Genomic DNA, 13,063 nt, shown 5'->3' on the forward strand with positions numbered 1-13,063 from the left:
CCTGCTGGCCACCATGCTGGCCGTGACGTTGGTGGCCGGCTGTACGCCGGCCAACGGCAATGATCCAGCCGTGGCCAAGCCCGGAGCGAAGACCACGAACGAGCGTGCGGTGACCACCATCGCCGAGGCATTCCTTTCACCGATGACGCCGGCTGACAACATCGATTCGCCTGCCGCCTGGCGTGCACCTGACGGAAAGCTGTGGCTGATCGCCACTGCCAAGGCCACCGACAAGCTGGTGGTCTACGACGGCAGCAGCGGCCAGCACCTGCGCGACGTAGGCAGCAGCGGCACCGCGCCAGGGCAGTTCGATCGCCCAAACGGCATCGCGGTGACCGACGATCTGCTGTGGATCGTGGAGCGCGACAATCACCGCGTGCAGGTACTGAGCCTGCCGGACTTCACTCCACTGGCGACCTTCGCTGCGGACGACCTGCGCAAGCCGTACGGACTGTGGGTCGACCGCCGTGCCGATGGCTACAGCGTCTACGTGACCGACTCCTGGGACAACGGCGAGGATGCACAGGGCCGTGACATCCTGCCGCCGCTGACCGAGCTGGACAAGCGCGTGCGCCAGTACCAGGTGACCCGCGATGGCGCGAAGGTCGAAGCGAAGCTTGTGGCCAGCATCGGTGATACCACTGAGGCGGGTGCCCTGCGCGTGGTCGAGTCGATCTGGGGCGACCCCGAGAACGATCGCCTGCTGATCGCCGAAGAGGACGAGGGCTACGCCAGCGAGTTCAAGGTCTACACGCTGGCCGGGCGTTTCACCGGCACCACCTTCGGCCGCGACGTGTTCAAGGCGCAGGCCGAAGGCGTAACCCTGCGCACCTGCGGCAAGGATGGTTGGTGGATCACCACCGAACAGGGCAAGCAGCGCAGCGTGTTCCACCTGTTCGACCGCCACACCCTGAAGCCGGTCGGCGCGTTCCAGGGCAATACCGTGGCCAACACCGATGGCATCTGGATGATGCCGCAGCCCAGCGCGCGCTTCCCGCACGGCGCGTTGTATGCGGTGCATGACGACCAGGGCGTGGTGGCGTTCGACTGGGAGAGCATTGCCAAGCAGTTGGCATTGCCGCTGGAGTGTGGTTCGTGAGCGGTCGTTGCCTGATGCGTACGTTGGCGCTGGGCCTGCTGCTGGCGGTGCCGTCGTTGTGCTTCGCGGCGGCTGAAGCGAACACCCAGGTGCCGGCGGGCAGCCGCCACTACGCAGCGACGACGGTGCCGGACCGCATTGTCGCTTCGCCGGCAGTCGATCCCGGCCATGGGTTCGCCGTGGCCTGGCGCACCGACGGCAGCGTGCAGGCGCCGCTGCTGGAGATTGCCCTTGCCGGTGATTCACCGGCCATCGAGGGCATCCGCCAGGTGCGCGCCACGACCCGCGCGCTGCAGACCGAGAACGGGCTGTCGCACCACCACCGCGCTGATGTCAGCGGCCTGCGGCCCGATACCCTGTACGTCTACCGCGTGCAGGGCAACGGCAGCTGGAGCGCCTGGAACCAGCTGCGCACGCTGGCTGCGCCCGACCAGCCGCTGACCCTGCTGTACTTTGGAGATACCCAGAACAAGAACGTGAGCCATGTCAGCCGCGTGGTGCGCGCCGCGCAGAAGGCCGCACCCGAGGCGCGCCTGAGCCTGTTCGCTGGCGATCTGGTCAGTGGGGGCGATGGTGCCGATGACAGCGAGTGGGGCGAATGGTTTGCCGCCACCGGTTGGCTGGCGCAGGAAACCCTGGTCGCGCCGGCGATCGGCAACCACGAGTATGTCGAGGAGTTCGAGGACACTCCGCAGGAACGCCGCGTGCTGGGCAGGCACTGGCCGGTGACGTTCGCGCTGCCGGGCAATGGGGCATCCGCCGCACAGCAGACCAGCTACTGGTTCGATGCGCAGGGCGTGCGCGTCGCCGTGGTCGATGGCACGTCGGCACTCGACCTTGGCACGGCCAAGGCGCAGGCGCAGTGGCTGGACAAGGTACTGACCGGCAATCCGCAGCCGTGGACGCTCGTGCTGCTGCACCAGCCGTTCTATTCGCCGCGCGAAGGGCGCGAGAACGCCGCATTGCGTGACGTGCTGCTGCCGGTGGTTCGTCGCCACAACGTCGATCTGGTGCTGCAGGGCCACGATCACACCTATGGCCGCCGTGGTGAAGGACAGGCCGCGACGCCGCAGTATGTGGTGACCGTGGCGGGGCCGAAGCAGTACCGTCTCTCCGACGAGGCACGTAGGACGATGGATCCGGTGGCCGAGGACACCCAGCTGTTCCAGGTGTTGCACATCGATCCGCAGCACTTGCGCTATGAAGCCCGCACGGTGACCGGGCGACTCTACGATGCCTTCGAGCTGCGTCGCGACGCCAAGGGCGGCAAGCAGCGCACGGAGCTGACCGAAGGCCGCATCACGCCGCGTGACTGCCCGCGCGCGCAGACTGCCAAGGGCCGCGCCGATCGCTGCTGGGAATGAGGAGGAGATCCAGATGAAAACCGTGCACCGTCTTGTCCCCATGGCTGCCATCGGCGGGGCCCTGCTCCTGCTCGCGACCGCGGTGGCCGCCGCCGATGGCGTGCTGCACCCGTTCCTGGTGGCGCAGCCGAAGCAGGCGCCGCAGGAAGTGAACCTGGCGGTGGAGATTCCGGCCGGCAGCTTCACCAAGTACGAGATCAAGGAGGACGGCCTGGTGCACGTGGATCGCTTCCAGTCGATGCCGGTCGCCTATCCGGCCAACTACGGTTCGATGCCGCGCACGTTGGCTGGCGACAACGATCCGCTGGACGCGCTGGTGCTGACCCGTGAACCCCTGCATCCGGGCGTGATCGTGCGCTTCCGGCCGATCGGCTACCTGAAGATGGTCGACGGCGGCGAGCACGACGAGAAGATCATCGGCGTGCCGACCGACAAGGTTGACCCGACCTACGCCAACATCCGCGACCTGGCCGATCTGCCGGAGATCGAACGACAGCGCATCGAAGCGTTCTTCCGGGTCTACAAGGACCTGCCGGCCGGGCGCAACCCGGTGCAGCTCAACGGTTGGGGCAACGCTGCCGAGGCGCGGACGCTGATCAGCGAAGCGATGAAGCGCTTCGAAAAATAGATCCACGCCATGGCTGGATTCAGTCCAGCAACGTCTCGATGAACGACTCGGCCTGCAGGCGGTCGCCCAGTACCCGGGCCACCGCCTGTACGGCTGCGTCCTGGTGTTCAGGACGGATGCCGCCATCGTCATCGTCGTTGTAGAGGTCATCGCCGGCATCGAGGTACACCGTGCCTGCAGCAGCCAGAGCCGCCATCAAGGTTGGCACATCGGCAGTGATCTCGCCGGCATCCAGCAGGCCGGCACCGTGGTGGCTGAACAGCACACGGCCGTCGTCCAGGTCGAGGATGAACGGATCAGCGCCGCGATCGGCAATCACCAGCCAGTTCGATGGCCAGTCGTTGATCCGTTCGCCGCTGACGCCATGCCATCGATAGCCGGCCTGCTGGCTCCACAGGCGCTGCAGTGGCGGTATCCAGACATCAAGGCCGGGAACGGTGATGCCGGCGCGGCCAACCCTGGCATTGATCTCTTCGCCCAGCGGCCCGACCTGCGCGTAGAACGACGCCAGTGCCGTGGGCAGCGGGAACGGGCCCTGCCAGTCACGCTCGTGCTGCGCATGCAGCGGCCCGAAGCGGGCGAATGAGGCGTGCAGATCATCCATGTCAGAGTCCAACGGGTAGCGGCCGTGCAGCCTAGCAGACGGCGTCTGCGCGCATCTCCTTCACCACCGCTGGCTATCATGTGCGCCTTCCACAACGAAGGCAGTGCCTGTGTCGGTAGCGTTGGTATGGTTCCGCCGTGATCTGCGGCTGCAGGACAATCCGGCCCTGCAGGCCGCGCTGGATGCCGGTCACGACGTGGTGCCGGTCTACATCCATGCGCCGCACGAAGAAGGTGAGTGGGCGCCGGGTGCTGCCTCCGATGCGTGGCGCCACCCTTCACTGGCCGCGCTGGATGCGGACCTGCGCACGCGCGGTTCCTCGCTGGTGCTGCGCAGTGGTGACAGCCTGCCGGCCCTGCAGTTGCTGATCGCGCAGACCGGCGCCGAGGCGGTGTACTGGAACCGCAAGTACGAACCGGCCACCCAGCCACGCGACGCCACCATCAAGCGCATGCTGCGCGAGCAGGGCATCGACGCGCAGAGCTGCAATGGCAGCCTGTTGTTCGAGCCTTGGGACATCGCCACCCAGCAGGGCCAGCCGTACAAGGTATTTACGCCGTACTGGCGCAATGTACTCAGTCATTGGCGCCTGCCGGCACTGCAGGCCGCACCGGAAGCACTGGCGCCGCACGCGGCCGACAGCCTGGCATTGGATGATCTCCAGCTGGCGCCGACGCTGGACTGGGATACCGGCTTCTGGGAGCACTGGCAGCCGGGTGAAGCCGGTGCGCTGGAAGCACTGTCCGTCTTTGAAGACGGTGCCCTGCGCGGATATCGCGAGCAGCGTGACCTGCCGGACCGTGTCGGGACCTCGCGGCTGTCGCCGCACCTGCATTTCGGCGAAATCGCACCCTGGCGGATTGCCCATGCGCTGGAAGGGCTGCGTAGCGCCGGCACCGACGCCGACATCGACGGCTACCTGCGCCAGCTGGGCTGGCGTGACTTCGCCTACCACCTGCTGCATCACTTCCCGAAGACGCCCACCGACAACCTCAACCCGCGTTTCGATCGCTTCCCATGGGCAACGCCCAGTGAGGCGCAGCTGTACGACTGGCAGCGCGGCAACACCGGCGTGCCGATCGTCGATGCCGGCCTTCGCGAGCTGTGGCACACCGGCTACATGCACAACCGGGTGCGGATGATCGTGGCCAGTTACCTGTGCAAGCACCTGCGCGCGCACTGGCTGCATGGCGCACGCTGGTTCTGGGACACCCTGGTCGATGCCGACCTGGCCAACAACACCATGGGTTGGCAGTGGGTGGCCGGGACCGGTGCCGACGCGGCACCGTACTTCCGTGTGTTCAACCCCGTGACCCAGGCCGAGAAGTTCGATCCGCAGGCACGGTACATCAGCCGCTGGGTGCCCGAACTGGCCGCGCTGCCGGTGAAGGCCCGGTTTGCGCCCTGGCAGCATCCGCTGCTGCTGGCGGCACATGCCCCGGGGTATCCGCCTACGCCGCTGGTGGACCTGGCCGCGGGCCGCGACGCCGCATTGGCGGCTTACCGGCAGTCGGGGGTGGGGTAAAGGGCGACCTGAGCGATCTGGTCAGTTAGCTGAACGCGGCCCTGTCGGTGTGCCCGATCATCATTCCGGCATCGCATCGGGCTGTTTATTCTCTTTGCGCCCGCAGGCCGCCGGCCGACCGGAAACCAAGGAGAACCTCATGATCCGCAACACCACCCGCAACGTCGCACTGGCCCTGATGAGCGCGGCCGTCCTGTCGGCCTGCGCCACCGGCGGCTCCTACGTACAGAGTGACCAGTACGGCAACCCCACCGAGCAGCAGAACCGCACCGGGCGCAACGCCCTGATCGGTACCGCCATCGGCGTGGCAGCCGGCCTGCTGACCGGCGACAGCGCCACCGAGCGCCGCCAGCATGCCCTGATCGGCGCCGGTATCGGTGCGCTCAGCGGCGCCGCCGTCGGCCAGTACCAGGATCGCCAGGAACGCGCACTGCGCGAGCGCACTGCCAACACCGGCATCGATGTGCAGCGCCAGGGCGACAACATCATGCTGAACCTGCCGGACGGCATCACTTTCGACTTCGGCAAGTCGACCCTGAAGCCGCAGTTCTACGGCGCGCTCAATGGCGTGGCAGGCACCCTGCGTGACTACAACCAGACCATGATCGAAGTGGTCGGCCACACCGACAGCATCGGCAGCGATGCGGTCAACAACCGCCTGTCGAAGGAACGTGCCGACTCGGTCGCGCAGTACCTGATCGGCCAGGGCGTGCAGAGCGTGCGCATCGAAACGCTGGGCGCCGGCAAGTCGTACCCGATTGCCGACAACAGCACCGACGCCGGCCGCGCCAAGAACCGCCGCGTCGAGATCCGGGTGATTCCGCTCAAGCAATAACGCGTAGCGTTACTGCTTGAGCCGGTCCGGCCATCGGCCGGATCGAAAATGCCGCCCTTGCAGGCGGCATTTTTGTGGGTGCCGAGCGTTGCTCGGCACGCCGATAGCGCATCCCTCTGTAAGCCATGCCGACCAAGGTCGGCAACTACCAGGAGATGGGTAGGCGCTCTTGTTGCAGGCTACGCCGCAGAAGCGGCCACCTTCTCCAGGATCCGCTTGCCGCTGCTTTCCAGAGCGGCGTCTTCCTTTTCCTTCTGCTGCTGCGCCAGCTTAGCGCCCGGGCACTGCGCCAGCATGTAATTGGCGTCAAAGTTGAGCTTTTCGACCAGGAAGTCGACGAACGCACGCACCTTCGGCGAGACCAGGCGGCCGCCGGCGAACACGGCGTTGAAGTCCACTTCCGGGCCGGTCCAGCCGGCCAGCACGCGGCGCACCATGCCCGATTCAACGAACGGCTTGGCCATCACGTCGCCGGTCAGCAGCAGGCCTTCGCCACAGACCAATGCACCATTCAACGCAGACATGTCGTTGGCGGTCATCAGCGGGGTGACCGGGAAGTCACGCAGCTCGCCGCCGTTCTCGCCCAGCTGCCAGGTGAAGCGCGGCGAATTTCCGGTGTGGTACGGCTTGCGCATCGCCAGGATGCGATGGAACTGCAGCTCCTCCGGATGCAGCGGCTCGCCGTAGCGCTCGATGTAGGCCGGGCTGGCGAATACCTGCGTGCGCAGGCTGCCCAGCTTGCGCGCGACCAGGTTCGAATCGGGCAGGGCACCCACGCGCAGCGCAAGGTCCGCTTCGCCGGCAATCAGGTCCAGCTTTTCGTTGCCCATGTGCATGTCCAGGCGGATCTCCGGATACTGCGCATGGAACTGGCCCAGCAGCGGGGCGATCCAGGTGATGCCGATCGAATAGGGCACGGTGAAGCGCAGCCAGCCGCGCGGGCCGGACTGCAGCTGGCTTACCGCGCTCTCGGCCTCTTCCAGTTCGCGCGCGATGCGCTGGCAATGTTCGTGGTAGATCGAACCGGCTTCGGTCAGGCCGAGGCGGCGCGTGGTCCGGTGCAGCAGGCGCGCGCCCAGGCGCGTTTCCAGCTCCTGCACTTTGCGGCTGACCGTGGTCTTGGGCAGGCCGAGCGATTTGGCAGCGGCAATGAAGCTGCCTTGCTCGACCACTTTGACGAAGATCAGCGTCTCGTTGAGATCGTGGGACATGGTCGGGGATCCTGGACGTCGGGGATGGGACAATCGTGACAGAACGATTGGACCGGGAGCGGGATGATTATTCCCCTTAATCAGGACTAATCAAGTAAAGGTTTGAGGTCTATCGTGGCGCCATTCGTTAATTGGAGCCCGTCCGCCATGAGCCTGCGCAACATTCTTGCCCGACTCCGGAATGCCGGCCAGAACACCCTGGACCTGGCGATGACCGTCGAAGCCCGTCCGAGTTCCTTGGTACACAAGGACTTTCGTGAGTTTACCGCGCCCATGCGTCAGCAGCGTGGCGGTGCCATCCGCCTGGCCGCTCACAAGGGTGACCGCCTGCGCCGAATCGGGACTATCCCGGATTTGGGAGGAAATGTCCCGTGAATGGGATGCTGACGCCTGAAGTCCTGGTCCTGGGCGGCACCGGTGCCGTCGGCCAGGGTGTGGTTGGCGCGCTGCTGGAGGCCGGCAGCCCGGTGCTGGTTGTCGGCCGCGATCCGGGCCGGCTGGCGGCGCTGCACGAGCAGTTCGCTGACGAGCCGGGCCTGGAGACGCTGCTGGGGTCGCTCAGCGACGACGGATCGGCGCGCGCGCTGGCCGAACGCATCGCGCAGCGCCCGCGCCCGTTGGCGGCGGTGATCGCCGCAATGGGTGGACCGTACCGCCGCGGTCGCGTGGTCGACCGCAACGGTGACGAACTGATGGGCGCGATGCAGGCCGATCTGATGCCGCACGTGCACGCGGTGCGTCACCTGCTGCCGCTGCTGCAGGACAACGTGCATGCGCGCCGCTACGTGATGATCGGCAGCCCGGCCAACGCCAAGCCATGGGCGGGCTACGGCGAGACCTCGATCACCACCGCCGCGCTGCGCATGTACGCGCAGGTCGTGCACCAGGAAGCGCAGGCGCTGGGCGTGCGCGCGCAGATGCTGGAAGTCTGCAGCCCGGTGTGCACCCCGGCCAATGCGGCCAATGCCTGCATCGAGTGGCCCAGCTCGCTGCTGGTGGGTCGCCGCGTTGTGTCGCTGCTGGATGGTTGCCGCGACAACCGTGCCATCGTCCGCTGTGACAGCAGCGATGCCGAACTGCCGCGCGGCCTGCTGCACCTGGAAGTTCCCCCTTTGTGGCGCGATACCGCAGGCGTCGCTTGACCTCGACCATGGTTGAGGTCGCAGGATACGCCGCCGATTTTTGCAACACGTTCTCATATAGCTGTACCACCCCTCCGTACGGATGCATGCCATGACTTCCCCCAATACCACCCCACATCGTTTCGGCCATCGCATTGCGATGGTCGGCGTGTCGATCCTCGCCGCAGCCGTGCTTGCGGCCTGCAGCGGCGGCCACGCCGAAGAAGCCGGTGCACCGCCGCCGCCGCAGGTCAGCGCCGCGCCGGTACTGGTCAAGCAGGTCAGCCAGTGGGACGAGTTCAGCGGCCGCGTCGAAGCGGTGCAGAGCGTTGAACTGCGCCCGCGCGTGTCCGGCTACATCGACAAGGTCAACTACGTCGAAGGCCAGGAAGTGAAGAAGGGCGAAGTGCTCTTCACCATCGACGCGCGCAGCTACCAGGCCGAGTACGATCGAGCGGCTGCCGAGCTGGCCCGCGCCCGCACCCAGGCCACGCTGGCCCGCAGCGAGTCCGAGCGCGCCAAGCGACTGTCCGAGCAGCAGGCGATCTCCACCGAGACCGCCGAACAGCGTCGCGCGGCCGCCGACCAGTCCGGTGCCGCCGTGCAGGCCGCGCAGGCTGCGCTGGACGCGGCCCGGCTCAACCTGGAGTTCACCAAGGTGCGTGCACCGATCGACGGCCGTGCCGGTCGCGCGATGGTCACCGCCGGCAACCTGGTCACCGCCGGCGACAGTGCCAGCGTACTGACCACGCTGGTCTCGCTGGATACCGTCTTTGTCTACTTCGATGCCGACGAAAGCACCTTCCTGCGCTACGCCCAGATGGCACGCAAGGGCGAGCGCCCGAGCGAGCGTGACAGCGAACTGCCGGTGAAGGTTGGCCTGTCCGGCGAAGAGGGCTACCCGCACTCGGGCAAGGTCGACTTCCTCGACAACCAGGTCGCCCGCAGCACCGGCACCATCCGCGTCCGCGCACTGCTGGACAACGCCGACCGCCAGTTCACGCCGGGCCTGTTCGCCCGCGTGCAGCTGCTCGGCAGCGGCCAGTTCCAGGCGCTGCTGATCGATGACAGGGCCGTGCTGACCGACCAGGACCGCAAGTACGTCTACGTGGTCGACAAGGATGGCAAGGCCCAGCGCCGCGACATCCAGCTCGGTCGCACCGCTGATGGCCTGCGCATTGTCGAACACGGCCTGGCCGCGGGCGACAAGGTGATCATCGACGGCGTGCAGAAGGTCTTCATGCCGGGCATGCCGGTGCAGGCCAAGGCGGTGGCGATGCAGCCACAGCCGGCGCCGGCACCGGGCCGCGATGCCACCGCCGCCCTGAAGCACTGATCCGCGTCCCCGCTTAGCTGCCGGCGCCAGCGGCAGCCTTCCCTGCCTTCGTCATTTCGGCGAGGGGCAGGGTGGCTGTTGCCCGCCGAATGCCTTTCCCAGGAATTCCTCCATGGACTTTTCCCGTTTCTTCATCGACAGGCCGATCTTCGCGGCGGTGCTGTCGATCGTGATCTTCGCCGCAGGCCTGATCACGATTCCAATCCTGCCGATCAGCGAGTACCCGGAAGTGGTGCCGCCGTCGGTGGTCGTGCGCACGGTCTATCCGGGCGCCAACCCCAAGGTCATTGCCGAGACCGTCGCCACGCCGCTTGAAGAAGCCATCAACGGCGTCGAAGGCATGATGTACCTGAAGTCGGTCGCCGGTTCCGACGGCGTGCTGCAGATGACCGTCACCTTCCGCCCGGGCACCGACCCGGACGCAGCGGCGGTGAAGGTGCAGAACCGCGTGGCGCAGGCGCAGGCGCGCCTGCCCGAGGACGTGCGCCGGCAGGGCGTGACCACGCAGAAGCAGTCGCCGACCTTCCTGATGGTGGTGCACCTGACCTCCCCGCAAGGCAAGTACGACACCCTGTACCTGCGCAACTACGCCCGCCTGCACGTCAAGGATGCGCTGGCGCGCATTCCGGGCGTCGGTGATGCGCAGATCTTCGGTGGTGGCGACTACGCCATGCGCGCCTGGCTGGATCCGGACAAGGTGGCTTCGCGCGGCCTGACCGCCAGCGACGTGGTGCGCGCCATGCGCGAGCAGAACGTGCAGGTGTCGGCCGGCCAGCTCGGCGCCGAACCGCTGCCGGACAGCAAGTTCCTGACCCTGATCAATGCCCAGGGCCGGCTGAAGACCGAAAAGGAATTCGGCGACATCGTGCTCAAGAGCGGCACCGATGGCGAGATCGTGCGCCTGTCCGACGTGGCCCGCCTGGAACTGGGTGCGGGCGACTACACCCTGCGCTCGCAGCTGGACGGCAAGAACGCGGTCGGTATCGGCATCTTCCAGTCGCCGGGTGCGAACGCGCTGGAAATCCGTGACCAGGTCATCTCGACGATGGACGAGATGCAGAAGACCATGCCGGCCGACGTGAAGTACGAAGCGGTGTATGACACCACCATCTTCGTGCGCGACTCGATCAAGGCCGTGGTCTCCACGCTGCTGGAAGCGATCGCGCTGGTGGTGCTGGTGGTGATCCTGTTCCTGCAGACCTGGCGTGCCTCGATCATCCCGTTGATCGCGGTGCCGGTGTCGGTGGTGGGTACCTTCGCCGCGCTGTACCTGCTGGGCTTCTCGATCAATACGCTGAGCCTGTTCGGCCTGGTGCTGGCGATCGGCATCGTGGTCGACGACGCGATCGTGGTGGTGGAGAACGTCGAGCGCAACATCGAGGAAGGTCTGTCGCCCACCGCCGCGGCCCACCAGGCCATGCGCGAAGTGTCCGGCCCGATCGTGGCGATCGCGCTGGTGCTGTGTGCCGTGTTCGTGCCGATGGCGTTCCTGTCCGGTGTCACCGGCCAGTTCTACAAGCAGTTCGCGGTCACCATCGCCATCTCCACGGTGATCTCGGCGATCAACTCGCTGACCCTGTCGCCGGCCCTGGCCGCGCGCCTGCTGAAGGCCCACGGCGCACCGAAGGATGGCCCGAGCCGCCTGATCGACCGCCTGTTCGGCTGGGTGTTCCGCCCGTTCAACCGCTTCTTCAAGTCCAGCTCGGAGAAGTACGAGCGTGGCGTGGCCCGCATCCTCGGCCGACGTGGCGCGGTGTTCGTGGTCTACGCGATCCTGCTGGTCGGTACCGGCGTGATCTTCAAGCTGGTGCCGCCGGGCTTCATCCCGACCCAGGACAAGCTGTACCTGATCGCCGGCGTGAAGCTGCCGGAAGGTTCGTCGATCGCGCGTACCGATGAAATGCTGCGCAAGGTGGCCAAGATCGCCCAGGAAACCGATGGCGTGGCCCACACCATCTCGTTCCCGGGTTTGAACGCGCTGCAGTTCACCAATACGCCCAATACCGGTGTGGCGTTCATTCCGCTCAAGCCCTTCGCCGAGCGTCATGGCCGTACCGCTGCGCAGATCAATGCCGAGATCAACCAGAAGATCGCCGGCCTGCAGGAAGGCTTCGCCTTCGCGATGATGCCGCCGCCGATCCTCGGCCTGGGCAACGGCAACGGCTACCAGATGTTCATCGAGGACCGCGGCAACCTGGGCTACGGCGCGCTGCAGAATGCGGTGCAGGCGATGCAGGGCACCGTGGCGCAGACGCCGGGCATGGCCTTCCCGATTTCCAGCTACCAGGCCAACGTGCCGCAGCTGGATGCCGAGGTCGACCGCGTCAAGGCCAAGGCACAGGGCGTGCAGCTCACCGAACTGTTCGACACCCTGCAGACCTACCTGGGTTCGGCCTACGTCAACGACTTCAACCAGTTCGGCCGTACCTGGCAGGTGATCGCCCAGGCAGACGGTCCGTTCCGCGAGACGGTCGAGGACATCGGCAAGCTGCGTACCCGCAACGACCGCGGCGAGATGGTGCCGATCGGTTCGATGGTCACCATCAAGCAGACCTTCGGCCCGGACCCGGTGCTGCGCTTCAATGGTTACCCGGCAGCGGACCTGGCCGGTGAAGCCGACCCGCGTTTGCTGTCCTCGGCCGAGGCGATGACCAAGCTGACCGAGATCGCCGGCAAGGTGCTGCCGGTGGGCATGACCACCGAATGGACCGACCTGAGCTACCAGCAGGCGACCCAGGGCAAAGCCGCCTTCATCGTGTTCCCGGTGGCGATCATGCTGGCCTTCCTGGTGCTGGCCGCGCTGTACGAGAGCTGGTCGCTGCCGCTGGCGGTGATCCTGATCGTGCCGATGACCCTGCTGTCCGCGCTGTTCGGCGTCTGGCTGACCGGCGGTGACAACAACGTGTTCGTGCAGGTCGGCCTGGTGGTGCTGATGGGCCTGGCGTGCAAGAACGCGATCCTGATCGTCGAGTTCGCCAGAGAACTGGAGATGGGCGGCAAGGGAATCGTTGAAGCTGCGCTGGAAGCCTGCCGCCTGCGCCTGCGCCCGATCGTGATGACCTCCATCGCATTCATCGCCGGCACCGTGCCGCTGGTGCTGTCGCACGGTGCAGGTGCCGAGGTGCGCTCGGTGACCGGTATCACCGTGTTCGCCGGCATGCTGGGCGTGACCCTGTTCGGCCTGTTCCTCACCCCGGTGTTCTACGTGGCCCTGCGCAAGTTCGTCACCCGCAACGGTGGTGGCCAGCTGGTGCAGCACGGCGAGCCGACCATCCACCACTGACATGGAACCCCGTCGCCGCCGGTCAATGGCCGGCGGCGGCTTCCCCCTCACAAGGCA

At 66.6% G+C, this 13,063-nt stretch carries 11 protein-coding genes; 9 read left to right on the plus strand and 2 right to left on the minus strand.

What is annotated here, in order from left to right; translation table 11 throughout:
* Positions 1-13 precede the first annotated feature (13 nt).
* Genes AC5P6X_RS02335 through AC5P6X_RS02345 form a run of 3 tightly spaced genes read left to right on the plus strand, consistent with a single transcriptional unit; the run spans position 14 to position 3,091 of the window.
* The gene (locus AC5P6X_RS02335) at positions 14-1,099 is read left to right on the plus strand and encodes a phytase (RefSeq protein WP_088435621.1); all 1,086 of its coding nucleotides are present in this window, start codon (positions 14-16) and stop codon (positions 1,097-1,099) included.
* A 14-nt stretch (positions 1,100-1,113) separates the two neighbouring features.
* The gene (locus tag AC5P6X_RS02340) at positions 1,114-2,463 is read left to right on the plus strand and encodes a purple acid phosphatase family protein (RefSeq protein ID WP_217482223.1); all 1,350 of its coding nucleotides are present in this window, start codon (positions 1,114-1,116) and stop codon (positions 2,461-2,463) included.
* 13 nt (positions 2,464-2,476) lie between these two features.
* Entirely contained in the window at positions 2,477-3,091 is a 615-nt protein-coding gene (locus AC5P6X_RS02345) for an inorganic diphosphatase (protein WP_012479786.1), read from the plus strand.
* Positions 3,092-3,110: 19 nt separating this feature from the next.
* Here AC5P6X_RS02345 and AC5P6X_RS02350 read toward each other — a convergent pair whose 3' ends face one another.
* The gene (locus AC5P6X_RS02350; RefSeq protein WP_123958422.1) at positions 3,111-3,695 is read right to left on the minus strand and encodes a hypothetical protein; all 585 of its coding nucleotides are present in this window, start codon (positions 3,693-3,695) and stop codon (positions 3,111-3,113) included.
* A 109-nt stretch (positions 3,696-3,804) separates the two neighbouring features.
* On the opposite strand from AC5P6X_RS02350, the gene AC5P6X_RS02355 reads away from it, so the two are divergent.
* Positions 3,805-5,220 carry a cryptochrome/photolyase family protein gene (locus AC5P6X_RS02355; RefSeq protein ID WP_329756967.1) on the plus strand — a complete coding sequence of 472 codons (1,416 nt, stop codon included), beginning with the start codon at positions 3,805-3,807 and terminating at the stop codon, positions 5,218-5,220.
* A 139-nt stretch (positions 5,221-5,359) separates the two neighbouring features.
* Positions 5,360-6,055 carry a YiaD family glycine zipper/OmpA-like lipoprotein gene (locus tag AC5P6X_RS02360; protein WP_005409106.1) on the plus strand — a complete coding sequence of 232 codons (696 nt, stop codon included), beginning with the start codon at positions 5,360-5,362 and terminating at the stop codon, positions 6,053-6,055.
* Between the two features lie 179 nt (positions 6,056-6,234).
* On the opposite strand, the gene AC5P6X_RS02365 is transcribed toward AC5P6X_RS02360, so the two are convergent.
* A complete protein-coding gene (locus AC5P6X_RS02365; protein ID WP_005409107.1) occupies positions 6,235-7,266 on the minus strand; it encodes a LysR family transcriptional regulator in 1,032 nt (343 codons plus the stop codon).
* A gap of 147 nt (positions 7,267-7,413) precedes the next feature.
* Here AC5P6X_RS02365 and AC5P6X_RS02370 point away from each other — a divergent pair, with 147 nt between their 5' ends.
* The 4 genes from AC5P6X_RS02370 to AC5P6X_RS02385 all read left to right on the plus strand — a co-directional run bounded on the left by AC5P6X_RS02370 (position 7,414) and on the right by AC5P6X_RS02385 (position 13,006).
* Positions 7,414-7,641, plus strand: a complete 228-nt coding sequence (locus AC5P6X_RS02370) for a hypothetical protein (RefSeq protein ID WP_088435616.1) — start codon at positions 7,414-7,416, stop codon at positions 7,639-7,641.
* The gene (locus AC5P6X_RS02375; RefSeq protein WP_005409109.1) at positions 7,638-8,408 is read left to right on the plus strand and encodes an SDR family NAD(P)-dependent oxidoreductase; all 771 of its coding nucleotides are present in this window, start codon (positions 7,638-7,640) and stop codon (positions 8,406-8,408) included. Before AC5P6X_RS02370 ends, AC5P6X_RS02375 begins: the two co-directional genes overlap by 4 nt.
* A gap of 91 nt (positions 8,409-8,499) precedes the next feature.
* Positions 8,500-9,723 (plus strand): efflux RND transporter periplasmic adaptor subunit, encoded by a 1,224-nt coding sequence (locus AC5P6X_RS02380; RefSeq protein WP_049449210.1) that lies wholly within the window; start codon positions 8,500-8,502, stop codon positions 9,721-9,723.
* 112 nt (positions 9,724-9,835) lie between these two features.
* Complete coding sequence (locus AC5P6X_RS02385) at positions 9,836-13,006, plus strand: efflux RND transporter permease subunit (protein WP_005409111.1); 3,171 nt, start codon at positions 9,836-9,838, stop codon at positions 13,004-13,006.
* Positions 13,007-13,063 lie beyond the last annotated feature (57 nt).

The sequence above is a fragment of the Stenotrophomonas sp. YJH_SMC_40 genome (assembly GCF_059368615.1).

Coding starts and splice junctions, on each gene's coding strand:
- AC5P6X_RS02350 (WP_123958422.1), bottom strand. CDS start 3,695: ATGGATGATCTGCACGCCTCATTCGCCCGCTTCGGGCCGCTGCATGCG.
- AC5P6X_RS02335 (WP_088435621.1), top strand. CDS start 14: ATGCTGGCCGTGACGTTGGTGGCCGGCTGTACGCCGGCCAACGGCAAT.
- AC5P6X_RS02370 (WP_088435616.1), top strand. CDS start 7,414: ATGAGCCTGCGCAACATTCTTGCCCGACTCCGGAATGCCGGCCAGAAC.
- AC5P6X_RS02345 (WP_012479786.1), top strand. CDS start 2,477: ATGAAAACCGTGCACCGTCTTGTCCCCATGGCTGCCATCGGCGGGGCC.
- AC5P6X_RS02360 (WP_005409106.1), top strand. CDS start 5,360: ATGATCCGCAACACCACCCGCAACGTCGCACTGGCCCTGATGAGCGCG.
- AC5P6X_RS02380 (WP_049449210.1), top strand. CDS start 8,500: ATGACTTCCCCCAATACCACCCCACATCGTTTCGGCCATCGCATTGCG.
- AC5P6X_RS02365 (WP_005409107.1), bottom strand. CDS start 7,266: ATGTCCCACGATCTCAACGAGACGCTGATCTTCGTCAAAGTGGTCGAG.
- AC5P6X_RS02340 (WP_217482223.1), top strand. CDS start 1,114: ATGCGTACGTTGGCGCTGGGCCTGCTGCTGGCGGTGCCGTCGTTGTGC.
- AC5P6X_RS02385 (WP_005409111.1), top strand. CDS start 9,836: ATGGACTTTTCCCGTTTCTTCATCGACAGGCCGATCTTCGCGGCGGTG.